The sequence below is a fragment of the Agromyces arachidis genome (assembly GCF_052805135.1).
Genome location: NZ_JBRBDK010000002.1, coordinates 1 through 21,753, shown reverse-complemented (window position 1 = coordinate 21,753; position 21,753 = coordinate 1). Strand labels below are relative to the sequence as shown.

20 protein-coding genes are annotated in these 21,753 nt (G+C 67.9%); 10 read left to right on the top strand and 10 right to left on the bottom strand.

Annotated features, from left to right (window positions below; translation table 11 throughout):
* Positions 1–14 precede the first annotated feature (14 nt).
* Complete coding sequence (locus ACUY4T_RS03075; RefSeq protein ID WP_446017435.1) at positions 15–956, top strand: LysR family transcriptional regulator; 942 nt, start codon at positions 15–17, stop codon at positions 954–956.
* Positions 957–968: 12 nt separating this feature from the next.
* Here the strand turns inward: ACUY4T_RS03075 and ACUY4T_RS03070 are convergent, their stop codons facing one another.
* The 3 genes from ACUY4T_RS03070 to ACUY4T_RS03060 form a co-directional block, all read right to left on the bottom strand.
* Entirely contained in the window at positions 969–1,442 is a 474-nt protein-coding gene (locus tag ACUY4T_RS03070; RefSeq protein ID WP_446017434.1) for an SRPBCC family protein, read from the bottom strand.
* 67 nt (positions 1,443–1,509) lie between these two features.
* The gene (locus tag ACUY4T_RS03065; RefSeq protein WP_446017433.1) at positions 1,510–2,082 is read right to left on the bottom strand and encodes a DUF6036 family nucleotidyltransferase; all 573 of its coding nucleotides are present in this window, start codon (positions 2,080–2,082) and stop codon (positions 1,510–1,512) included.
* On the bottom strand, positions 2,079–2,654 hold the full coding sequence (locus ACUY4T_RS03060; protein WP_446017432.1) for a helix-turn-helix domain-containing protein: 576 nt from the start codon (positions 2,652–2,654) through the stop codon (positions 2,079–2,081). Before ACUY4T_RS03060 ends, ACUY4T_RS03065 begins: the two co-directional genes overlap by 4 nt.
* A 165-nt stretch (positions 2,655–2,819) precedes the next feature.
* On the opposite strand from ACUY4T_RS03060, the gene ACUY4T_RS03055 reads away from it, so the two are divergent.
* Entirely contained in the window at positions 2,820–3,173 is a 354-nt protein-coding gene (locus ACUY4T_RS03055) for a SpoIIAA family protein (RefSeq protein WP_446017431.1), read from the top strand.
* Positions 3,174–3,257: 84 nt separating this feature from the next.
* Here ACUY4T_RS03055 and ACUY4T_RS03050 read toward each other — a convergent pair whose 3' ends face one another.
* Positions 3,258–3,629, bottom strand: coding sequence for a 6TM ABC transporter family protein (locus ACUY4T_RS03050; protein WP_446017430.1), 372 nt, complete (start codon positions 3,627–3,629; stop codon positions 3,258–3,260).
* 52 nt (positions 3,630–3,681) lie between these two features.
* Here ACUY4T_RS03050 and ACUY4T_RS03045 point away from each other — a divergent pair, with 52 nt between their 5' ends.
* Both ACUY4T_RS03045 and ACUY4T_RS03040 read left to right on the top strand, forming a co-directional pair.
* A complete protein-coding gene (locus ACUY4T_RS03045; protein ID WP_446017429.1) occupies positions 3,682–4,527 on the top strand; it encodes a substrate-binding domain-containing protein in 846 nt (281 codons plus the stop codon).
* A gap of 72 nt (positions 4,528–4,599) precedes the next feature.
* A complete protein-coding gene (locus tag ACUY4T_RS03040) occupies positions 4,600–4,779 on the top strand; it encodes a hypothetical protein (protein WP_446017428.1) in 180 nt (59 codons plus the stop codon).
* A 16-nt stretch (positions 4,780–4,795) separates the two neighbouring features.
* Here ACUY4T_RS03040 and ACUY4T_RS03035 read toward each other — a convergent pair whose 3' ends face one another.
* Entirely contained in the window at positions 4,796–6,142 is a 1,347-nt protein-coding gene (locus ACUY4T_RS03035) for an SMODS domain-containing nucleotidyltransferase (protein WP_446017427.1), read from the bottom strand.
* Positions 6,139–7,092, bottom strand: coding sequence for a CBASS cGAMP-activated phospholipase (locus ACUY4T_RS03030; RefSeq protein ID WP_446017426.1), 954 nt, complete (start codon positions 7,090–7,092; stop codon positions 6,139–6,141). Before ACUY4T_RS03030 ends, ACUY4T_RS03035 begins: the two co-directional genes overlap by 4 nt.
* Before the next feature lie 190 nt (positions 7,093–7,282).
* Between ACUY4T_RS03030 and ACUY4T_RS03025 the strand changes: the two genes are divergently transcribed.
* From ACUY4T_RS03025 to ACUY4T_RS03005, 5 genes are all read left to right on the top strand, one after another.
* Positions 7,283–9,124 (top strand): N-6 DNA methylase, encoded by a 1,842-nt coding sequence (locus ACUY4T_RS03025; protein ID WP_446017425.1) that lies wholly within the window; start codon positions 7,283–7,285, stop codon positions 9,122–9,124.
* Between the two features lie 38 nt (positions 9,125–9,162).
* Complete coding sequence (locus ACUY4T_RS03020) at positions 9,163–10,314, top strand: restriction endonuclease subunit S (protein WP_446017424.1); 1,152 nt, start codon at positions 9,163–9,165, stop codon at positions 10,312–10,314.
* Entirely contained in the window at positions 10,311–13,256 is a 2,946-nt protein-coding gene (locus tag ACUY4T_RS03015) for a type I restriction endonuclease subunit R (protein ID WP_446017423.1), read from the top strand. The genes ACUY4T_RS03020 and ACUY4T_RS03015 overlap by 4 nt, the downstream gene beginning before the upstream one ends.
* A complete protein-coding gene (locus ACUY4T_RS03010) occupies positions 13,256–13,585 on the top strand; it encodes a M48 metallopeptidase family protein (RefSeq protein WP_446017422.1) in 330 nt (109 codons plus the stop codon). Before ACUY4T_RS03015 ends, ACUY4T_RS03010 begins: the two co-directional genes overlap by 1 nt.
* Before the next feature lie 302 nt (positions 13,586–13,887).
* Positions 13,888–16,509: an ATP-dependent Clp protease ATP-binding subunit gene (locus ACUY4T_RS03005; protein WP_446017421.1), complete on the top strand. Its 2,622-nt coding sequence runs from the start codon at positions 13,888–13,890 to the stop codon at positions 16,507–16,509.
* A 94-nt stretch (positions 16,510–16,603) separates the two neighbouring features.
* On the opposite strand, the gene ACUY4T_RS03000 is transcribed toward ACUY4T_RS03005, so the two are convergent.
* From ACUY4T_RS03000 to ACUY4T_RS02985, 4 genes are all read right to left on the bottom strand, one after another.
* The gene (locus tag ACUY4T_RS03000) at positions 16,604–17,245 is read right to left on the bottom strand and encodes a DUF2306 domain-containing protein (RefSeq protein ID WP_446017420.1); all 642 of its coding nucleotides are present in this window, start codon (positions 17,243–17,245) and stop codon (positions 16,604–16,606) included.
* A gap of 470 nt (positions 17,246–17,715) precedes the next feature.
* Positions 17,716–19,170 (bottom strand): DUF1254 domain-containing protein, encoded by a 1,455-nt coding sequence (locus ACUY4T_RS02995; protein ID WP_446017419.1) that lies wholly within the window; start codon positions 19,168–19,170, stop codon positions 17,716–17,718.
* A gap of 181 nt (positions 19,171–19,351) precedes the next feature.
* Entirely contained in the window at positions 19,352–20,050 is a 699-nt protein-coding gene (locus tag ACUY4T_RS02990) for a class I SAM-dependent methyltransferase (RefSeq protein WP_446017418.1), read from the bottom strand.
* 137 nt (positions 20,051–20,187) lie between these two features.
* A complete protein-coding gene (locus tag ACUY4T_RS02985; RefSeq protein WP_446017417.1) occupies positions 20,188–20,730 on the bottom strand; it encodes a TetR/AcrR family transcriptional regulator in 543 nt (180 codons plus the stop codon).
* Positions 20,731–20,821: 91 nt separating this feature from the next.
* On the opposite strand from ACUY4T_RS02985, the gene ACUY4T_RS02980 reads away from it, so the two are divergent.
* On the top strand, positions 20,822–21,742 hold the full coding sequence (locus ACUY4T_RS02980; RefSeq protein ID WP_446017416.1) for an oxidoreductase: 921 nt from the start codon (positions 20,822–20,824) through the stop codon (positions 21,740–21,742).
* Positions 21,743–21,753: the final 11 nt, after the last annotated feature.

Genomic DNA, 21,753 nt, shown 5'->3' with positions numbered 1-21,753 from the left:
GGTAGCATCACTGCATGATCGATCTCGAAGCCGTGGTCGCGCTGCGGGCGGTGGCCACGAACGGCAGCGTCGCGGCGGCGGCCGACGCGCTCGGGTTCACGCCGTCGGCGGTGTCGCAGCAGATCAAGCGCCTCGAGCGCGGCACGCGGGTCGCGCTGCTCGAGCGGGCGGGCCGCGGCGTGGTGCTGACGGATGCCGGCCGCCACCTCGTCACGTCGTCGGCGACGGTGCTCGCCGACCTCGAGCGCATCGAGGCCGACCTGCATCTCGCGGGCCGGGGTCCGGGGGCGGATGGCGCGGCCGCGCGCCGCATCACCGGGGAGGTGCGCATCGGGGCGTTCTCGACCGCCGTGCGGGGGCTGCTCGTCGACGTGCTGCCGCGGCTGCGCGCCGAGCATCCGGAGCTGCGGGTGCCGATGCGCGAGAGCGAGCCGTGGGAGACGATCGCGCTCGTGGCATCCGGTCAGCGCGACCTCGGCATCGTGCACCGGTGGGGCGGCGTCGCGCTCGCGATGCCCGACCACCTGATCGAGACGCCGCTGTTCACGGATGTTGCGGACGTGATCCTGCGCCGCGAGCACCCGCTCGCCGATCGCACCGAGCTGACCCCGGCCGACCTCGCCGAGGAGGAGTGGGTCGCGACGTTCGACTCGACGATCTGCCGCCAGTGGCTGCGGCGGCTGTTCGACGGCGTCTCGAACGCGCCCCGCATCGTGCACGAGTCGATGGAGTTCGAGAACCACCTCGACCTCGTCCGCGCCGGGCTCGGGGTCGCATTGGTGCCGCGCCTCGGGCGTTCGCCGCTGCCCGACGACCTCGTGGCGATCCCGACGGTCGAACCGGCGTCGGTGCGTGGGGTCGCGGCCGTGCACCGGCGCAGCCAGGCCGACTCGCCGGCCCTGCAGGCGGTGCTCGACGCGGTGCGCGTCGGGGCGGCCGGGCTCGATGCCGGCTGAGAGGGGCTCGGCTCAACCGAGCTCAGCGGCGCCGGTCAGTCGGTCCTTCAGGATCGCGGCGCGCGCCAGTTGCACGCTGCGCGCCTGGCCCGCGGCGAAGCGCAGCAGTCCGAACGGCGCCCGCAGGTCGAGCTCGTCGGCGACGCGCGAGCCGGCGCCATCCGCGGTGATGCCGAAGCGGTACCGCATGCGCACCCAGCCGGGGCTGCGCACGTCGCCGCCGACGGTCACCGTGTCGGGGTCGCCGTCGGCGCCGTCGTCCCGCCGCAGGGTCACGCGGATCGGGTTGTCGAGGTGGCGCCCGAACGGCAGCGGGAAGCGCTCGACCGCCGTGTAGTGCGTCGTGCCGTCGACGTGGGCGATGTCGCGCACCTCGAAGACCAGCGGCGACAGGCCGAGGTAACTGCGGGGCTCGGCGAGGTGGGCGGCGATGACCTCGGGCGGGGCGGCGAGAACGAACTCGTGACGGATGATACGGCGGGGCATGCGGGTCCTCTCGGTCGCACCACCGTAGTGGGGTGCGAGTTCGGGGGGCGGCTGCCGTCGGCGTGCCTCAGCCGATCTCGGGCCTCGGCGGCCTCGCCGGGCGCGGCGGCAGGCCGACCGCGACGATACGCGCCACCATGCGCACGGCTCGATCGGGCAGCGCCTCGCCGGAGTAGAAGTCCTCGTACAGCTCTTCGGCGGCGTCGACGGTCCGGATGTCGCAGATCACCATCAGCTTGGCGATGTCGGTGTCGTCGCGGCCGGGCCGGTTGGCCCGGAGCTTCATCGCGAGCAGCGCGTCGGCGGAGGCGACTTGGATGACGACGACACCGTCGTCGTAAAGTGTCTCCCATTCGGTGGCGCGGCGGCCATAGCTCGGGATGAAGCCCGCGGCCTGGTCGTTCAGCCAGTCATCGGGCCATCCGTTGGCCTCGGCGATCGCGCGACCCGCCTCAAGGACCACCTCGTGATCGCCGATCAGGTGTGCGTCGATGTCGACGGTGGACTCGCGATCGAAGTAACGGAGTGCGAGCGCCGCACCACCCACGATCCCGATGCCGCTGCGTTCGCTGCGCTCGGTGAGCGTACTGACCAGTTGGCGGAGCCCGACGACGAGGTCGTCGCGTTCGAAGCGGGTCATGCGCTGACCAGGGTGTCCGCGTCGACGAGGACCCGGCGCCGAGCGAACTCGGGAGGCACCCGGTCGGGCGACGGCGTCAGCGTGTACGGGCCCTCGCCGAGGGTCCACGGGCGTCGAAGCGTGCGATCGGGGTTGACGGACCAGTCGGGCACGGGCAGCTGCTCGGCCACGAGGTGGTGGGCGACGAGTGCCGCGAGCGCGGCATCCCACTGGCGACTGCCGGTCGGCTCGGGCGGTGAGATGGCCAAGGCGAAGCGCGCCGCGCCGTGTTCGGCGTTCAGGTTGTCGTTGAGCTGGACGAATCGGCGCAGCGCCGTGCCCTCGCGGCCGTCCGCGACGGCGAAGCGGATGTCTGCGGCGATCGCCGCCGCGTCGTCTCGGACCGTCGGTACCGAGACGAGCCGGTGGCCGGCCGCGCGGAGGGCGCGCTCGACCGCCTCGAACGACGGATTCTGATGGCCGCGCTCGATGAGCGAGAGGTGCGACTGCGACAGCCGGGCACGCCGGCCGAGCGCCTGCTGGGTGAGCTTGCGGCTCCGCCGCGCGGCGCGGATCAGGGTTCCTGCGCTCACGATGACCTCCGAATATTCGATTCATCTCATACTAGCGCGTCTTCGCCGGCCGTCGGCCAGGTCGGATGCCTCGGCCCTCGCACGGCCGAGGGACCAACGCCCTCTCGACGCCGACGCCCCCTCGCGCAAGGCTGGGCAGAGGCGACGAGAGAGCGGAGCACTTCGATGACGATCACGCAGTCCGACCGCAGCAGCGGCGACATCCTCGGATTCGCCGTATCCGGCGACGTGACGAAGGCCGACTACGACGTGATGACGCCGGCGGTCGAGGCCGCGGTCGAGGAGCACGGCACGGTGAAGCTGCTGCTGGACCTCACCGACTTCAGGTGGGAGAAGGTCGGCGCGTGGGGTTCCGACCTGCACTTCGGTCGCGAGTTCCACGAGAAGGTCGCGCGCATGGCGATCGTCGGCCACAAGAAGTGGGAGGAGCGCCTCGCGCACCTCGCCACCCCGTTCTACGCGCAGGAGGCGGCGTACTTCGAGGACCCGGATGCCGCTTGGGCCTGGCTGCGCAGCTGACGCCGAGGGCGGCCCGCCGCGGCATCCGTGCGTCGGCCAGACGGGCATCGACGGCCCGACCGGTGGCGCAACGGCACCGGCCGCTCAGCTCAGCGCGACCAGCAGGCTCAGCACCGCCAGCACGGCCACGACCGGCGTCATCGTGTATCGCTCCGGCTTGCTCCGCGAGATCGCGTTGAGCGGGATGCCGAGCACGAAGTACCCGAACACGATCCACATGCCCACCGCGGAGACGGCGTCGGGCACCACGTCGATCAGGTTGACGCGGTCGAGCGCGAGCACGGCGATGACGGCGTACATGACGATCGACACCAGGCTGCCGATACGGAGCCTGGCCGGCAGCACGCGGTGGGCACCGCCCCACGCGAACCTGCCGATCGGTGCGCCGAGCGCGAGGGCGAGCTGGAACACCGCCAGCAGCGCGAGGATGACGGTCAGGGCGATCGCGGCGGGCATGGGGCGAGCGTAGCGGCGGTATCGGCCTCCACTCAGCAACTGCCGCCGCAACGTGTTCGCGTCGAGCCTCCGGCGCGGGGCGACGGCGACGATCGGCGTGCTCGTCCCGCGCCTGACCGACACCGTGATGGCGCTCATGTTCCAGGCGATCGAGGAGGCCGCGGGCCGACGCGGCTACTTCGCCGTGGTCGCGACCTGCGGCGACGAACCCGACCACGAGCGCCGCGCCACCGAGACCCTCCTCGATCGCAACGTCGACGGCGTGATCCTCGCGACCGCCCGCCTCGACGACGAGCTCCCGGCGTCGCTGCGCGCCCGCGACATCTCCCACGACCTCGTGCTCCGCACCGACCGCATCAGCCCCTCATCGCTCGGCGACGACGAGACCGGGGGATACCTCGCGACCCGCCACCTGATCGACCTCGGGCACCGCGACATCGGGATGGTGACCGGACCCTGGTTCACCTCGAGCGCCCGCGATCGCCGTGCCGGCGCGGAGCGCGCCCTCCGCGAGGCCGGGCTCCCGATCGACGACGCCCGCATGCTCTCGGTCGGGTACGGCGTCGACGACGGGATCGAGGCGGGCATGCGCCTGCTCGACCGCCCCGACCGGCCGACCGCGGTGTTCGCGGCGAACGACAACCTGGCGATCGGCGTGATGACCGCGGCGAGCGGGCTGGGGCTGCGCATCGGCGCCGACCTCTCGATCGTCGGCTACAACGACATCCCGCTGGTGTCGCGGCTGCCGGTGGCGCTGTCTTCTGTCCGGACGCCCTTCGAGCAGATCGCCTCGACGGCGCTCCAGCTGCTGCTGTCGCCGGAGGAGGGGGAGCGGGGGATCCGGATGGCGCTGCCGACCCTGATCCCGCGGGCGTCGACGGCGCCGCCGGGGCGCTGAGTCGCGGTGCTCGGCTCGAACGGTCGGGCAAATCGACGCTGCTCGGCGTGCTGACCGGTGAGACCGAAGCGGATGCCGGAACCGTCTCGTCGGGCGGAGGGCGTCGGGTTCGTCTCGTGCACCCGGGTCGACGCCGAGCTGGATCTCGACGACACCGTCGGCCACGCGGTGAATGCGAGCTGGATTCGAAGCATGGACGTCCGCTGGCGGACCGTCATCGACACGGGGGCCGAGTGGTTGGAACGACACTAGGGCCCTGTCTAGACCGCTATTTGATGCGGACCTCCTGCCGGTTGATCGCGACGCAAGTGCCGTCCTTTACGACATACACCTCAACGTAGTGGCGTCCGCGGTATGAGGTCGGCTCCGTCCGAGTCAGCGTCCCGTTGTCCTTCACGACTTGCCCTCGGATGCAATCGGCGCGGATCGCTTCCTCGCCGGTATTGCGCACCTTCCAGTAGACCTCAACCGACCCCGGCACGTTGTGCCGGACGCTGAACTTGATGTCTGACTTCACGGGCACTACGTTCCCGTACCGGCTGAGCTCGTAATCCCGAAAGCCCCGCCGCTTCGCAACGCGACCAGTCAGGTTCACGCGATAGCGCGCATCGAGGCGGATCGGGATGCCCCAGCGATCAGTGATCGTCTCGTCTGTGTTGCGGACACCCTCGACACCGAGGTGCGCTTCGGATGCCTTCTTGACGGCCGTGTCGTAGGTGCCGAACTTGTCGCCGAAGAGTCGACGCCACTTGACCTTGGACTCCTCAGGATCCTCTTCCAGATACGCCTCATCGATCCAGCCGCGGTATACGTGAATCTTGGTGCGGAAGTTGGCGTACTGGTCCTGATCCCAGCGGTGGTTGTAGTTCTCGGTCGGCTCGCTCGGGTCGTCGATGCTCGGCATCAGTTCGTTGTCCTGCAGGTAATCGTCGAGCGCACCGACGATGCTTCTCAATGCGGTCGGTACGTCGGAGTACTGCGAGTCGTCGCCCCATGCAGCGGTGTCACTGACACTGTTGCCGAGCAGGATGGACAGGATGACGGACTTGCAGCTGAACGTGTCCTTGAAATCGCGCAGGTACTTCACGAGACGGATGACCTTGACGAGACGGCCGCTCGCGAGACCGTTCTGCTCGTCGAGCCACTTGTTGTAACCCTCGGGGTTCGTCAGCTCGAACTGGTTCTCGACCCGGTTGGTGATGTAGTGGGCGTTGTGCCGTTCCATGTACGGCACCAGGTCGATGTGGAACTCGTTGGCGTAGTCGATCCGGATGCAGCGGTCATGCCGGCTGACCATGTTCCGATACGTCGAGCTGTCACGGAAGACCGTGTACAGCTCCTGGACGTAGTCCTCGGCCTCCCAGTCGTCTACCTCGTCCATCTCGAGCAGGAGGTCGGCGTCGAACTCGTCGTTGGCGCGCACCGGATTGATAATCGTGCGGTGGGCGTAGCTGCCCTGCGGAAGGATGTCGATGAAGTTCGTCGCGAAGGCATCGTCGCCCGCCTGGACGAAGTTCGTGATGGCCGTGACGCGTTCGTCGAGCTGCTTGATGCGGCGATCGCCGAGGTTGACCTTGTTGACGAGGAACGCGTCAAAGTGCTTGATCAGCTTCATCGTGCCACCGCCTCCTTCTCGAGAGCCCGAACCGGTACAAACGGCGCCGCGCTCGCCGAGAAGAATCGGGCGCGTAGAAACGGCAGCTGTGTGCGCGCCTGGTCAGCACCAAGCGCGCGGAGCTCCGGGATTCCTTCCACGCCGTCCAACTGGTACTGCCGCTCATCAACGACGGGAGAGACGCGCACGACGTGGCCGTGACCAAGCAACAGCATCGCCGATCCGATCGACGAGGATGACTGTCCCGACATGAACACCTTCACGATGCGCTTTGCCCAGTAGTTGGCGAGCCCATGACGGCGATCTCGACTTGCCTGGAAGTTGGCGGGCGCCTCCGTGCAGCCGACACCGAGGAGCTCAACATTCCCCTTGTTCCACTCGAGGAGCCCGATCGCCTCCACTGCCGCCGTCCCCATCGGGTTGTTGGCCCACATGCCGCCGTCCACCAGTGGAACCCCGTTGTTAAGGCGATGCGTCGGGAAGTAGGTCGGTGCGGCAGCCGTCGCCATCGCCACGTCGACGGCCGGAAGCTTGTAGTCGCGCTCGAACCGCTCGTGATGGGCGGTCTTGAAGACGTTGACCTCGCCTGTCGAGAGGTTGAGAGCCGGGATGACCAACCGCGTGGTGCTCTCGCCGACTCGCCGATCGCCGAACACTTCAGTCAGCGCTGCCTTCAGCGGGGCGGGGTCGTACTTGGCCGTGACGAGTTGGCGAAGCGGTCCGAGGCGCTTGCTGCCTTTGAAGATCGCCGGGCCCTTTTCCTCGTAGAAGCGGAGGATGTCCGACGCTGGGATGCCGAGACCGAGTGCTAGGGCGATGATGCCACCTGTGGAAGTGCCTACGATCAGATCGAAGTAGGACGCCAGCGGCTGGTCGAGTTCGCTTTCCAGATCAGCAAGAAAGGCAGCGGGGAACACGCCCTTGATACCTCCGCCGTCGATGGTAAGCACGCGTCGATGCTTCCCCGAATTGTCATGCTCCAAATTCACTCGAACCCCTGTCTATCCGCCCTAGAACCCAACCTCGCATGCGCCAACGACACGCGCGCCCGCCGCGGTTGCTCCCTCTCTGATCTTGAACTTCATATGTGTCACCACCACATGATTGCATTTGCTAGATCACTGTGCAAATATAACAGACATGACAGAAGCGCCAACTGTTCCTCTGCTACTCCAGACGATCCGTGCCGCACTCGATCTGACCCAGGCCGAGCTGGCCGAGCGTCTTGGCGTCTCGTTCGCCACGGTCAACAGGTGGGAAGGTGGCGCCAACAAGCCGCAGAGGGCCCAGCTGGCCAGGATCGGGGCGTTGGCCGAACAGGCCGGAGTTGAGGCCGGCGATGCGCTGATCGCCAGCGGCCCGGTTCTAACCCGTCGTCGTGGCCGTCAAGCCAAGTCGGCGACGCCGACCACCAAGCCGATGGAGCAGATGCTCTGGGACGCTGCCTGCTCGATTCGCGGCGAGAAGGACGCGCCGAAGTTCAAGGACTACCTGCTCCCTCTGCTGTTCCTGAAGCGCCTATCCGATGTCTTCGACGACGAGATCGACCGCCTCGCCGAGGAGTACGGCGACCGCGAGGTCGCTATCGAGATCGCCGACAACGACCACAGTCTCCTCCGCTTCTACCTCCCGCCCGAGTCTCGATGGGCAGTCATCAGTGGCCGCTCCCAGCACAACTGGCCGAACGACGAGCGCGGTCGCGCGACCCGCCCCCGCGACATCGGAGAGCACTTGACCAAGGCGGTGCGTGCGGTGGTTCGCTACAACCCGACGCTGGCAGGCGTCATCGACGTCGTCGACTTCGCGGCCGAGCGCAACGGCGAGCGAGACATCAACCCTGCCAAGCTCAACGGTGTCGTCGAGACCTTCTCGGATCCGCGCTACCGACTCGGCCTCGCCGATGTGCAACCAGATTTCCTCGGTCGTGCCTACGAGTACCTCCTCCGCAAATTCGCCGAGGGGTCCGGCCAGAGCGCGGGCGAGTTCTTCACGCCGACCGAGGTCGGCTTCCTGATGGCCCGGATCTTGCGGCCGAAGCCCGGCCAGACCTGCCACGACTACGCCTGCGGATCGGCCGGGCTCCTCATCAAACTCCAGCTCGTCGCCAACGAGCTCGATCCGACCGCGAAGGTGCCGCTGAAGCTCTACGGGCAGGAGCTCCAGGCCGAGAGCTATGCGGTCGCGCGGATGAACGCAATCATCCACGACATGGACGTCGACCTCCGACGGGGCGACACCATGATCAATCCGAAGTTCCGTACGCACTCAGGCTCACTCGACCAGTTCGACCTCGTTGTCGCCAATCCGATGTGGAACCAGCCCTTTGGCGCGAGCATCTTCGAGGACGACCCCTACGACCGTTTCATCAAGAACGGTGGTGCGACTTCGGGTAAGGGTGACTGGGCCTGGCTGCAGCACACCCTTTCGGTCCTCAAGGACGGAGGGCGTGCCGCGGTGGTTCTCGACACCGGCGCTGTCACTCGCGGCTCCGGCTCGAAGAACGAGGACAAGGAACGCAACATTCGCAAGTGGTTCGTCGACCAAGACCTCATTGAGGGTGTCATCCTCATGCCGGACAACCTCTTCTACAACACCACCGCCGCGGGCGTGATCGTGGTGCTCAACAAGCGCAAGCCCGAGTCCAAGAAGGGCAGGATCACGCTCGTCAACGCCAGCAAGCGCTTCACGAAAGGGAAGCCCAAGAACCACCTCGCTGACGAGGATGTCACCGATCTCGCAAGGCTTTTCAACTCGGGCGAGTCTGTGGACGGTGAGGTCGCACTCATCGACCTCCAGCGGGCCGCAGATGCGGACTACAACCTCAGCCCGAGCAAGTGGGTACTTCAAGCGGATGCGACAGCTCACGCTGAAATTCCGGAGCTGCTGGCGAAGCTCAGTGCATTGGCGACCGAGGACGCCAATCTGACCACGGAGTTGCTGGAGTTGCTGCAACCGCTCGCTGTGACTGGTGCCGAGCGATGAACGCAGGGTGGAAGACGGCAACAGTCGGAGAGTCCATCGTGCCGGTGTCCGTCACTGGGAAAGCGAAGATCCAGACGAAGGACTACAAGAAGGCAGGCGCCTATCCGATCGTGGACCAGGGCCAAGCGCCCGTCGCCGGATGGACCGATTCGCTTGATGCGGTCATCGATGCCCCACTGCCGATAATCGTGTTCGGGGACCATAGCCGAACCTTCAAGTACCTGGACCGGCCCTTCGCCCGAGGAGCTGACGGCACCCAACTACTTCGCCCGATCGACGAGATCGACCCGTTGTTCTTCTTCTACGCTTGCCGTGCGATCGACCTGCCGCCTCGGGGCTACAACCGTCACTTCACCATCCTGAAGGAGAAGGAAGTCTCGTATCCGCCGGATGAGGCAGTTCAGCGGTCGATCGCCGCACTCTTGGGTCGTGTCGAGCGTGCGCTTGTGCTTCAGCAAGAACTGGCTGCATTGCTTGAGCAAGCAAGGGCTGCAGCGATGCACCAGTTGTTTTCGCGAGGACTGCGGGGGGAGGCGCAGAGGGAGACGGAGATCGGCGCGATCCCCGAGAATTGGGATCTCGTGCCGTTCGATTCTGCTTTCGAGGTTGCGAAGGGGCTGGTGGACCCCCGCGAGGACCCCTATGCCGAGATGCTTCATCTTGGGCCGGACAACATCGAACAGAGTTCGGGATTTGTGAGCGGTTGCAAGACCGCAGCGGAATTGGGGCTCATCAGTGGGAAGTACCTGTTTACGCCCGGCCAAATCGTGTACTCGAAGATTCGTCCCTACCTAAACAAGGTGGCGATGCCGTCGTTCCCGGGGCTCTGCAGTGCAGACATGTACCCTCTTACACCTGATCGTGGCTTCAATGCGCGCTACCTATTCCATTTCCTCCTGTCCACAGGTTTTCTGGATCAAGTGGTTCCCAATCAAATGCGGACCGGCATCCCCAAGGTGAATCGCGAGGAGCTCTCAAGGACGTGCATTCCGCGACCTGCGCGCGAGGAGCAGGACGAGATTGCATCGATCCTTGACGCGCTCGAGCGAAAGATCGGGCTGCACCGCCGCAAGGGCGAGGTGCTCGAACAGCTCTTCAAGTCGCTGTTGCATGAGCTGATGACCGGCGACGTTTCGGTGGAGAATCTCAACCTGAGCGCCCTGTCGACGACTGAGGAGAGCGCCGCATGAGTCAGATCAAGATCTCCGAGGCCAAATCGGTGCAGTTCCCGATGGTGAAGCACGCCTCGGCTATCGGTTGGGAACAACTCACTCCCGAGGAAGCGGAGGGGATGCGGCGCGGTCGGGCGAACATGCTGTTCCCCGAGGTGTTGGAGGACAAGCTCCGAGAGTTCAACCCATGGCTGACCGAGGATCAGGCCCGGGCGATCGTCGAGCGTATCGAGGCGCTCCCGGCGACGATCGAGGGCAACCGCGAGGTGCTGCGATGGCTGCGCGGAGAGCGACAGTGGAACGACGAGGACGAGCAGCGACAGCGCCCGGTAAAGGTCGTCGACTACGTCTTCCCGGACCAGAACGCGCTGCACGTCACCTGGGAGTGGAAGGTTGAGCCGCCGGCACGCGCCAAGGGCAACCGCGCGGATGTCATGTTCGTCGTCAACGGCATCCCGGTGACAATCGTCGAACACAAGAACCCGAAGGATCGTGACGCTCTGACGAAGGCGGTCACCCAGCTTCGGCGCTACGAGAAGGAGACGCCCGAGCTCCTCACTCAGGCGCAGCTCCACAACGAGACCCACCTGATCGACTACTGGTACGGGGTCACCTGGAACGTCAATCGCCGCATGCTCTTCAAGTGGAAGCACACGAGTGATGAGTCCTACCGTGACGCGGTTCAGGCGTTTTTCGAGCCGCATGAGTTCCTGCGCACGTTGCGGGAGTGGGTGCTCTTCTACGTCGAGGACGGCGAGACCCGGAAGTCTGTCCTCCGCGAGCACCAGCGCGGGGCTGTCGACGCCGTGGTCGAACGCTGCGCCGACTCGACGAAAAACCGTGGGCTGATCTGGCACACCCAGGGCTCGGGCAAGACCTTCACCTTGCTTACTGCCGCCCAGCTGATCCTGAGCCAGAAGGACCGGTTCCAGAACGCGACCGTCGTCCTTGTCGTCGACCGCACTGAACTGGAGGGCCAGCTTAAGGAGTGGGTCGACAGACTCCTTGGTGAGATGCAGGCCAATGACATCCCCGTCCGGCGGGCCAACAGCAGGGACGACCTGCAGGACATCTTCGACTCAGACTTCCGAGGGCTCGTGGTCTCGATGATCCATAAGTTCGAGACGATCCGGAAGGACAGCTCTGACCGGGACAACATCTTCGTCTTCATCGACGAGGCTCACCGATCGGTAGCTGCCGACCTCGGGTCCTACCTCATGGCCGCCGTGCCGAACTCCACCATCATCGGCTTCACCGGAACCCCAGTTGGGGGCACTCAAGGCGGTGGGTCCGGATCGTTCCAGATCTTCGGCGCCCAGGACGAGCAGGGTTATCTGCACAAGTACTCGATCATCGAGTCCATCGACGACGAGACGACGTTGCCGATCAAGTACATGCTCGCTCCCTCGACTATGTCGATGGAGCCCGAGGATCTCGACGAACAGTTCTACGCGCTAGCCCATGACGAGGACGTCACCGACGTCGAGGAGCTCAACAAGGTGCTCCAGCGGGCGGTCGGGCTACGTACCTTCCTCGGTGCGGACAGCCGCGTGAAGCAGGTGGCCGAGTTCGTCGCCAACCACTTCCGAGAGAACGTCAACCCCTTGGGGTACAAGGCATTTCTTGTTGCCGTCGACCGGGAGACGTGCGCCAAGTACAAGCGTGCCCTCGATGAGCTGCTGCCCCCTGAATGGTCCGAGGTCGTTTACAGCAAGAACGCCAACGACGTCGTCGAGCGGCCGGACGTTCACGAACTTCAACTCTCGGACGACCGCGAGAAGGAGGTGCGCCGCCAGTTCAAGAAGGCAGACCAGCAGCCCAAGATCCTCATCGTGACGGACAAGCTGCTGACGGGCTACGACGCACCCGTGCTGTACGCGATGTACCTCGATAAGCCGATGCGCGACCACGTGCTCCTCCAGGCGCTTGCGCGCGTGAATCGTCCCTACGTCGATAGCGACGGTGTGCAGAAGAAGGTTGGACTTGTCGTCGACTTCGTTGGCATCCTCAAAGAACTGCACAAGGCTTTGCGCTTCGACTCGGCTGATGTCGAGGGCGCGTTGGAAGACCTCGACGTCCTGATGGCCGACCTCCTCGTGAAGATCGACGCGGCCTCGACCGAGTATCTTCAGGTCAAGAGCGGCCAGGGCGCGGATAAGCAGTTGGAGAGCCTCGTCTACGGCAAGTTCCTCACCGAACAAGCGCGCAAGGAGTTCTTCGACGCCTACCGCGACATCGAGTCGCTGTGGGAGATCCTCTCGCCGTCAGCAGAGTTGCGAGACCACATCGCAACGTACAAGCGACTCTCCGTGCTCTACGCCGCTGTGCGCAACGCCTATTCGGACGCCGGTGGCTTCACCGCCGACCTGGAGCACAAGACGAAGCGGCTGATCGAGGAGAGCGCGACGCAGGAGGGCCTCGGGCGATTCACCAAGGTCGCTACTTTCGACGTCGACACGTTGGAGGCGCTGGGGAACGACGACGGCCCGCCGGAGGAAAAGGTCTACAACCTCCTGCGCGGCCTGCGGAAGGAAATGGAGGACAACCCCGCAGCTGCCGTCGTGCTCCAGAGCATCAGGGACAAGGCAGACCGCGTTATTGAGAACCTCGAAGAACGCAGGGTCACCGGTCTGGCCGCTCTCGACGAACTCAAGGCCATTGCTGAGGAGAAGGATCGGCTGCGTGAGTTCGCGAAGCAGGCTGGACTGTCCGATCGAGCCTTTGGCGTCTACGCCGCGCTGAGCGCAGAGCCGGCATTGAGCGGGCTCAAGGTAGACATCCAGCACATCGCGACGACCATCGAGATCGAGGTCGACCAGTTCCCGCACTGGAAGCAGAACCCGGACGAGCGCCGCCGCCTCCGTAGTGGCCTCTACAGGCCGCTGCTGGACAACAAGGTTCCGGCGAAGGCGTGCAACGAGATCATCGAGAACGTAATGAACGTTCTGGAGAAGGTCTAATGGCCCGGCCCAAGTTGATCCTTACCGCTGACCAGGTGCTCACCCGCAAGGTTATGGCCTGGGCGACGAAGATACGCGTGAACCCCACTCAGGTCGTGATCACGGAGCTGGAGACCAAGTGGGGTTCGTGCGCGCCCGATGGTGTCATCACGCTGGCTGGAGACCTCGTCGACATGCCTGAGGAGTTCCAGGACTACGTCGTCGTCCATGAGCTCCTTCACCTGCGGTACCGCTCCCACGGCAAGACCTTCGCCGCGATGATGACCGCACTTGTCCCCGCTTGGCGAGAGCTCGAGGCGTCGAGCACGGTCAGGGAGAGGCGACAGTGACTTCACCATTCTTGTGAGTGGTCAACGTGACTCGATTGGTCCAAAGAAGCGGACACACTTGCGAGCTTGCCTGCGGGAGCCAGCTGCGGCCAAGGAGGCGCGGGACCGCCGCTGTTCGCGAGCGCCGTGGAATTGCTGTGGCGCCGTGGACCGCGATTGCATGGGTCGACCCCGCCTCCACGCCGAACTCGAACTGGGTTCCCTATTTGCGAGGCCCACGGACTCGACATGTCGGGAATACCCAAGGCCCCGTCGCGTTGAACTTGAGCGTACCCAACTCAAGTTCCCCCAGGAGGACCTAGGTGCCAGACGACTTCAACGAGGCCGGCTCGAGCTCGTTCGACGAGTTCCTGAGCCGCTACCTCGCGGGTGAGCAGGCCAGGCAGGCGCGGTCGATCGACCTCAGCCGGTTCCTGACCTCGCGCACCCAGAGCATCCTGCAGCGTGCCGGACGCTTCGCGCTCGAGCGCGGACAGACCGAGCTTGACGCGCTGCACATCCTGCGCGTCATCGTCGAGGACGAGTCCGTCGCGCAGGCGATCACGCGCGTCGGCGCGAGCCCCGAGCGCATCATCACGGCGACCGAGGCGCGGCTGCCCGCGGCATCCGACACCGCCGACGCCAACGCGGCGACCATCACCCCGTCAGCGAGCCGCGCGCTGTTCCACGCGTACCAGGTCGCACGCTCGAGCGGGTCGACGTACATCGACCCCGAGCACCTCTTCTTCGCGCTCGTGCTCGGGCAGGACGCCCCCGCCGGGCAGGTGCTCGCGCGCGCCGGCGTCACCGCCGACGCGCTCGCGGCCGGACTGGGCGAGCACGTGGCATCCGACGCGTCCGTCAGCCCCGAGACCGCCGGCATGGGCGAGCAGACGGATGCCGCGGCATCCGCCACCCCCATGCTCGACAAGTTCGGCCTCGACCTCACCGAGCGGGCCGCGAACGGCGAACTCGACCCCGTGATCGGGCGCACCGACGAGATCGAGCAGACCATCGAGATCCTCAGCCGCCGCACGAAGAACAACCCCGTGCTGATCGGCGAGGCCGGCGTCGGCAAGACCGCGATCGTCGAGGGCCTGGCCCGCGCGATCGTCGAGGAGAACGTGCCCGAGGCGCTGCTCGGCAAGCGGGTCGTCGCACTCGACCTGCCCGGCATGCTCGCCGGCACCCGCTACCGCGGCGACTTCGAGGAGCGCCTCACCAAGACGATGGAGGAGATCGCCGCCAACAAGGGCGAGCTGATCGTCTTCGTCGACGAGGTGCACTCCGTCGTCGGCGCCGGCGGTGCCGGTGAGGGCATGGACGCGGGCAACATCCTGAAGCCCCGCCTCGCCCGCGGCGAGCTGCACCTCGTGGGCGCGACCACGCTCAAGGAGTACCGCACCATCGAGAAGGACCCCGCGCTCGAGCGCCGGTTCCAGCCGGTTCGCGTGGGGGAGCCCTCGATCGAGGACTCCGTGCTGATCCTGCAGGGCCTGCGCCCCGCGTACGAGGAGCACCACGGCGTCACCTACACCGACGATGCCCTCCGCGCCGCCGTCGAGCTCAGCGCCCGGTACCTCACCGACCGCGTGCTGCCAGACAAGGCCATCGACCTCATCGACCAGGCCGGCGCGCGCCTGCGCCTGAAGCTGGGCGTGAAGGTGGATGTCTCGGGGCTCATCTCGCGCCTCGCCGACCTGGAGGCCGACAAGAACGCGGCCGTCCGCGCCGAGCACTACGAGGAGGCGTCGCGCATGCGCGACGAGATCTCGAAGGTGCAGGAGCGGCTCGACGAGGCGACGTCGAAGGCGGCGGAGCAGGGTCGTGCCGTGGCATCCGCTTCGTCTTCGGCGGATGGCGCGGCCGCGACCTCGACCGTCATCGACGAGGCGCAGATCGCCGCGGTGATCTCGCGGGCCACCGGCATCCCGGTCAATCGGGTCACCGAGGGCGAGCGCGAGCGTCTCGCGAACCTCGAGGGCGAGCTGCACGCCCGGGTCATCGGGCAGGATGACGCGGTCACCGCCGTCTCCCGCTCGGTGCGGCGCAACCGCACCGGCATGGGCGACGCGAAGCGGCCCGTCGGGTCGTTCCTGTTCCTCGGACCGACCGGCGTCGGCAAGACCGAGCTGGCGCGTGCGCTGGCGTCGTCGCTGTTCGACGACGAGGGCGCGATCATCCGCTTCGACATGAGCGAGTTCGGCGAGCGGCACACCGTGTCGCGGCTCGTCGGCGCCCCTCCCGGATACGTCGGCTACGACGAGGCCGGCCAGCTCACCGAGCGCGTGCGGCGCAACCCGTACTCGATCGTGCTGTTCGACGAGATCGAGAAGGCGCACCCCGACGTGTTCAACCTGCTGCTGCAGGTGCTCGACGACGGACGCCTGACCGACGGCCAGGGTCGCACGGTCGACTTCCGCAACACGGTGGTCATCATGACCTCGAACCTCGGTTCGGAGTTCCTCGCGTCGCGGTCGGGTGCGCTCGGGTTCGTGGCGTCGGCGGATGCTGCGGCCAACGGCTTCTCGTCGATGGACGACGTGCGCCAGCGCGTCATGGGCAAGGTGCGCGAGGCCATGCGGCCGGAGTTCCTGAACCGCATCGACGAGATCGTGCTGTTCCAGAAGCTCTCGTCGGCCGAGATCGCCGAGATCGTGCGCCTGATGCTGGGTGCGACCTCGTCGCGGCTGGCCGCGCGCGAGATCGGCTTCGAGGTGACGGATGCCGCGGTGGCGCTCCTGGCGGAGCGCGGCTACGAGCCCGAGTACGGTGCCCGCCCGCTGCGTCGCCTGATCCAGCGCGAGATCGACGACCGCATCGCCGACCTCTTCGTCACCGGCGCCCTCGGCGACGGCGAGGCGGTGCGGGTGGATGCCGCCGACGGCGCGTTCGTCGTGGCATCCGTGCCCAACGCGACGGTGTCGCTCCCCGACGCCGCCTGACACCACCCACCCACCCACCCCATTCCGTGCAGAAACGGTGCCTTCGCCTCCGGCGAAAGGCACCGTTTCTGCACGAGATCAGGTCACGACGAGATCAGGTCACCGCGAGCCGGTACGCCGGCAGCCCGCGCCGACGGATCAGCCACTCGGCGACCACGAGGTTCGGCAGCCACGACAGGAACGGCACGACCGCGTATGCGTTCGCGAACGCGGCATCCGCGTCGAACCCGCCCGGCCCGGCGAGCGGCACCTGCGCGAAGATGAGCAGCGGCAGCCAGATCCGCAGCGTCACCGCCGCATACGTGAGCGAGAAGTTGCGCATCATCCAGGCGCGGTGGCTCGCGACATCCCGCGCCCGGATCGCGCGGTACGCCCGCCACCCGGTGACGAGCCAGAGCACCCCGAGCGCCCCGAAGCCGAACAGCCCGACGATGCCGGCCTGATTGACGGGTGCGAGCACCAGGCCGGCGATCGCGGCCATGCCGACCGACGTGAGGTAGGTGCGACCGATCCAGCGATGGGCGAGCGGATGCCGCGTGCGGAACCCGCGCCAGAACTGCACCGGTCCGAGCACGAGGGCGACCCCGCCGCCGATGATGTGCGCGTAGAGCGCGGCGAGGATCGGCCACGGCCGCCCGTCGTACCACTCCGCGAGCCCGCCGCCCGACTCGCTGAGCGGCCCAGTCAGGTACGGCACGACCGCGAACGCGGCGATGCCGAGCGATGAGAGCAGCACCCACGTCCAGCCGATGCGAGCGCCGGCTTGGCGCGGGCGCCGGGCCGGCGGGCGAGCGGATGATGGCGCGGCGCCGGCCCGCACGCCGGATGGTGCGGGGCCGGACGGCACAGGCGTCCCGGCGGGCGCCGGCGTCGCGCCATCCGCTCGCGAGGCGACGACGGCGGAAGGAGGCTCGATCTTCGTCATGCCGCCGAATCTAGCCACGCCTCCGTAGGCCCGGCATGGGGCTGACCCCCGGATCCGCAGGGTGGATCTCGGCCGTCGCCCGACACCTCCTGACCACCCACTCACCCCATCTCGCGTAGAAACGGTGCCTTCGCCTCCGGCGGAAGGCACCGTTTCTGCACGAGATCGAGCCGACGGCGCGGCGTCACCGGGCGCGAGGTCATCCGCGGAGGCGGCCCCGGCTGGAACCTGCTGGCGCGCACCGGGCAGGCGGCCCGGAACCCCTGGGCGCCGGGCCCCGCTCACGCCGGCGTGATGTCGGACGGCTTCCAGGTGTGGTCGAAGTACCCCTGCGTCGGGCCGTACAGCCGGAGGATCGTGAACCAGCCCTTGCCCGGCACGGTGCGGATCCAGTTCGCGGCGCCATCCGCGGGGGGCTCGGGCCCGAACGTGATCGTCACCGCGCCGTCGGCGTCGGCATCCACGTCGGCGAAGCTGTTGAGGCTCGGTGCGGGCTGGCCGTTCGCGAGCATCGACCGCGTCCACACGTCGTACACGACGACCGACCAGAAGTTCGCCGCGGGCACTCCCGGCGGCAGGCGGAGCTCGTACGTCCGCGACCCGTCGAGCCATTCGCCGTCGGCGCCGTGGAACGTCCACATGTACGCCGACCCCTTGCCCGGCGGGGGAGTGACCATCGCGATCGACGACCCCGTCGCGAACCAGCCCACGAGGCTCAGCCCGTCGAGCATCGTGTGGCCGTCGAGCTCGTAGTACGGGTAGCCCGTGTTGCCGATCTCGATCCACGTGCGGTCGTCGTAGCGCTGCAGCGGGAGTCGCGTGCGATAGCTAGTGGCGAGCGCCATCGCCGACCCCACGGTCGCCGCTTCCGAGAGGATCCGCGTCATCCGCTCGTCGGGCTCGAAGTCGCGGCCGTGGGCGATGCCGATCGCCGCGAGCATGCCGGCGGTCTCGGGATCGACCGCATCCGGGTGCTCCTCCCGCACGAGCGCGGCGAGGTCGTGGAAGAACCGGATGTCGACCGGATGGATCGTGTCGAGGTCGCGCCCGGAGGCGTCGACGACGGTCGTCGGTCGCGGGCTCGCCGACTCGGAGAGCGGGTAGATGCGGGTCTGCCGCTGCCGCTCGACGGCGTCGGCCGACGACCCGTCGGGGGTGCGCATGCCGCGGAGCACGAACCACAGGCCGTACGTCCGCGAGTGCACGACGTGGAAGCCGAACGGCGGCAGCTCGCCGTCGAAGCCCGGCGGCACGAACAGGAACCGCCCGCCGCGACCCTGGTCCGGGCCGGCGGGACCGATGTTCGCGACCTCGCGCATCCACATGTCGTTGACGAGCCCGAGCATGCCCGGCGCGACCTCGCACACGGTCGGCCCGTCGGCCTTCAGGTCGAGGTAGGTCGTGCCGTACACGGTCTCGGAGTTCGCGGTCAGGAGCAGCGACCGGGCGTCGAACGCGCCCTCCCAGACGACCAGCTGGCTCGGCGACGTCACGCCGAGGTCGCGGCGCAGGCCCTCCCGGAACGAGTACATCGACGAGGCCGTGATATTCCGGAGGAAGACCTGGCAGCCACGCTGGAAGTCGAGTTGGTCGTAGAGCTTCTCGACGGTCGCTGCGGTCGGGTACTCGTTCTCGAAGTGCAGGTCGCCGACGAACTCGGAGGTCACGACGGGCGGCGGCGCCTGCGGTGCGGTGGTCCGCAGGACCTCGGTGGGGCCGGTCGGTTCGAAGGGCATGGCGACTCCTCGCACTCGTGGTGCCGCCTCGCCGCGGCCCGATGCCGATGCTCCCACCGCCGGGGCGCTGCTCACGGGACGTTCGGCCCGGGCGCGATCTCGTGCAGGAACGGGGCATCCGGCAGGCGGGATAGCGTCCGATACTGCACGAGATGCCGTGAGGCCGGGGCGGGGAGGCGGCTCAGCGCGCGCGGCGCGCGAGCAGGGTCGCGTCGTGCACCTGCATCGGCTCGCCGTCGCGCACGGTCGTGCGCGGGCGCTGCTCGGCGACGAGCACCTCGAAGTCGTCGGGGAGGCCGGGCAGCAGGTCGGCGGCGAGGAACAGCGCGTCGTGGTGGCTCGCCGCGAGGTGCGCGAAGACAGCGGATGGCGCGTGCCCGACGACGAGCAGGTGCCCGCCGGGCGCGACCGCGCCGGCCAGGCGGCGCACGACGTCCGCCATCCCGTGGTCGGGCGGGTGCAGGAAGTGCGACGTCACGAGGTCGAATGAGCGGCCCGCGGCGTCGAAGGTGCGCGCGTCGACTTGCCACCAGTCGGTGCGGTCGGCGACGCCGGCTGCGGCGGCGTGCTCGGCAGCGCGGGCGAGACCGTTCGCCGAGAAGTCGGCGCCGGTGGCGTGCCATCCGTTCTTCGCGAGCCAGATCACGTCGCCGCCCTCGCCGCAGCCGACGTCGAGCGCGGTGCCGGGCGTCAGGGCGGATGCCTCGGCCACGAGCTGCGCGTTCGGCTCGCCGCTCCACCGCGCCTCGTCGCCCGAGTAGACCTCGTCCCACGCGGCCGGCTCGAACATCTCGGCGGCATCCTCGTGGTCGTGGTCGTGGTCGTGGTCGTGCCCGCGCCTCTGGTGGTGCCCGTGCCCGTGGGCGTCGTGTCCAGCCATGCGGCATCCTCCCGTCCCGGCCCCAGCGTACGTCCGGACCATGCGAACGACCGCGCTCGTCGAGTTCCGCTCGCATGCCCCGTGCCGATGCCGGTCCGAGGGGGCGGCGTGATACGCCGCCACGCCGCCCGGCACCGTCAGCCGAGCAGGCGGGCGACCGCCGTCGTGACCACCTCGCGCGCGCGCGACCCGGAGGCTTCGTCGAGCACCAGCGGGAGGATCGACGAGAGCACGGTGACGATCGCGAGCGTCTCGGCGGGGGAGAACCGCGTCGAGACGGCGCCCGACGCCTGGGCGCCGGCGATGGCGGTGACCTTCGCGGCATCCGTCGCCAGCAGCTCGGGGGAGCCCATGCCGGCTCCGCCGCGCTCGAGGCGATCCCACAGGGCGAGGCGGACGAGCTCGGGGCTGGCGAGGTAGGAGTCGACGAGCGTGCCCGCGTAGGCGTCGAGGTGCTCGGCGTCGATGGGGTTCTCGGAGACGAGCCGGGCGACGAGGGCCGCGAAGACGGTGTCGAAGAGCTGCTCCTTGTTGCCGAAGTAGGAGTACAGCAGGGCCTTGTTGCACGCGGCGGCGTCGGCGATGCGATCGACGCGGGCGCCGGCGATGCCGCGCGCCGAGAACTCGGCGGTCGCGGCCTCGAGGATCCTCGCGCGGGTGAGCTCAGCGTTGCGTGCCATCCCACGAGTATATAACCGGTTAGTTGCATTGCGGATGGCGACGTGCGAGACTCGTCGGGTCGTAAGTAACCAATCGGTTAGGAAGAGTCCCATGGAACGTCAGGTCGCCCTGGTCACCGGTGCCTCGTCGGGCATCGGCGAGCAGACCGCCATCGAACTGCTGCGCCGCGGCTTCACGGTCTACGGCGCCGCCCGCCGCGTCGATCGCATGTCGCCGCTCGTCGACGCCGGCGGCCACGCCATCGAGATGGACGTGACGGATGACGCGTCCGTGCGCCGCGCCGTCGACCGCATCACCACCGAGCAGGGGCGCATCGACGTGCTCGTCAACAACGCCGGCTACGGGTCGTACGGCGCCCTCGAGGACGTGCCGATCGACGAGGCGCGACGCCAGTTCGAGGTGAACGTGTTCGGGCTCGCCCGCGTCACGCAGCTCGTGCTGCCGGGCATGCGCGAGCGCCGCTCGGGCACGATCGTCAACATCTCCTCGATCGGCGGACGCATCTACGAGCCGCTCGGCTCGTGGTACCACGCCACGAAGTTCGCCGTCGAGGGTCTCAGCGACTCGATGCGCGTCGAGCTCGAGCCGCACGGCATCCGCGTCGTGATCATCCAGCCCGGCGCCATCCGCACCGAGTGGAACGGCATCTCGCGGCGCAGCGCCATCGACCGCTCGGGCGAGACCGCCTACGCCGCCCAGGCCCGCGCGCTCGTGCGCGTGCTCGAGGCGGCCGACACCACGGCGGCGGCCCCCGGCCCCGACGTCGTGGCCGCCACGATCGCCGCGGCCGTGACCGCCAAGCGGCCGCGCACCCGCTACGCCACGCCCTTCAGCGCGAAGGCGATCGTCGGGCTGCGGCGCATCCTGCCCGACCGGGTGTTCGACGCCGTGGTCCGCCGCGTGTTCGCCCCCACGCAAGCCGAGCTCGCCGCGACGGCGGATGCCGCGGCCGTGCCCGCGGCATCCGCCGACGCCGCACGCCCCTCGGAGTCCGACCGCGCCGCCGCCTGACGCTGCGGCCT

Coding starts and splice junctions, on each gene's coding strand:
- ACUY4T_RS03070 (WP_446017434.1), bottom strand. CDS start 1,442: ATGCCCCGCCGTATCATCCGTCACGAGTTCGTTCTCGCCGCCCCGCCC.
- ACUY4T_RS03050 (WP_446017430.1), bottom strand. CDS start 3,629: ATGCCCGCCGCGATCGCCCTGACCGTCATCCTCGCGCTGCTGGCGGTG.
- ACUY4T_RS02995 (WP_446017419.1), bottom strand. CDS start 19,170: ATGCCCTTCGAACCGACCGGCCCCACCGAGGTCCTGCGGACCACCGCA.
- ACUY4T_RS03075 (WP_446017435.1), top strand. CDS start 15: ATGATCGATCTCGAAGCCGTGGTCGCGCTGCGGGCGGTGGCCACGAAC.
- ACUY4T_RS03025 (WP_446017425.1), top strand. CDS start 7,283: ATGACAGAAGCGCCAACTGTTCCTCTGCTACTCCAGACGATCCGTGCC.
- ACUY4T_RS03055 (WP_446017431.1), top strand. CDS start 2,820: ATGACGATCACGCAGTCCGACCGCAGCAGCGGCGACATCCTCGGATTC.
- ACUY4T_RS02980 (WP_446017416.1), top strand. CDS start 20,822: ATGGAACGTCAGGTCGCCCTGGTCACCGGTGCCTCGTCGGGCATCGGC.
- ACUY4T_RS03040 (WP_446017428.1), top strand. CDS start 4,600: ATGCCGGAACCGTCTCGTCGGGCGGAGGGCGTCGGGTTCGTCTCGTGC.
- ACUY4T_RS03010 (WP_446017422.1), top strand. CDS start 13,256: ATGGCCCGGCCCAAGTTGATCCTTACCGCTGACCAGGTGCTCACCCGC.
- ACUY4T_RS03065 (WP_446017433.1), bottom strand. CDS start 2,082: ATGACCCGCTTCGAACGCGACGACCTCGTCGTCGGGCTCCGCCAACTG.
- ACUY4T_RS03035 (WP_446017427.1), bottom strand. CDS start 6,142: ATGAAGCTGATCAAGCACTTTGACGCGTTCCTCGTCAACAAGGTCAAC.
- ACUY4T_RS02990 (WP_446017418.1), bottom strand. CDS start 20,050: ATGGCTGGACACGACGCCCACGGGCACGGGCACCACCAGAGGCGCGGG.
- ACUY4T_RS03015 (WP_446017423.1), top strand. CDS start 10,311: ATGAGTCAGATCAAGATCTCCGAGGCCAAATCGGTGCAGTTCCCGATG.
- ACUY4T_RS02985 (WP_446017417.1), bottom strand. CDS start 20,730: ATGGCACGCAACGCTGAGCTCACCCGCGCGAGGATCCTCGAGGCCGCG.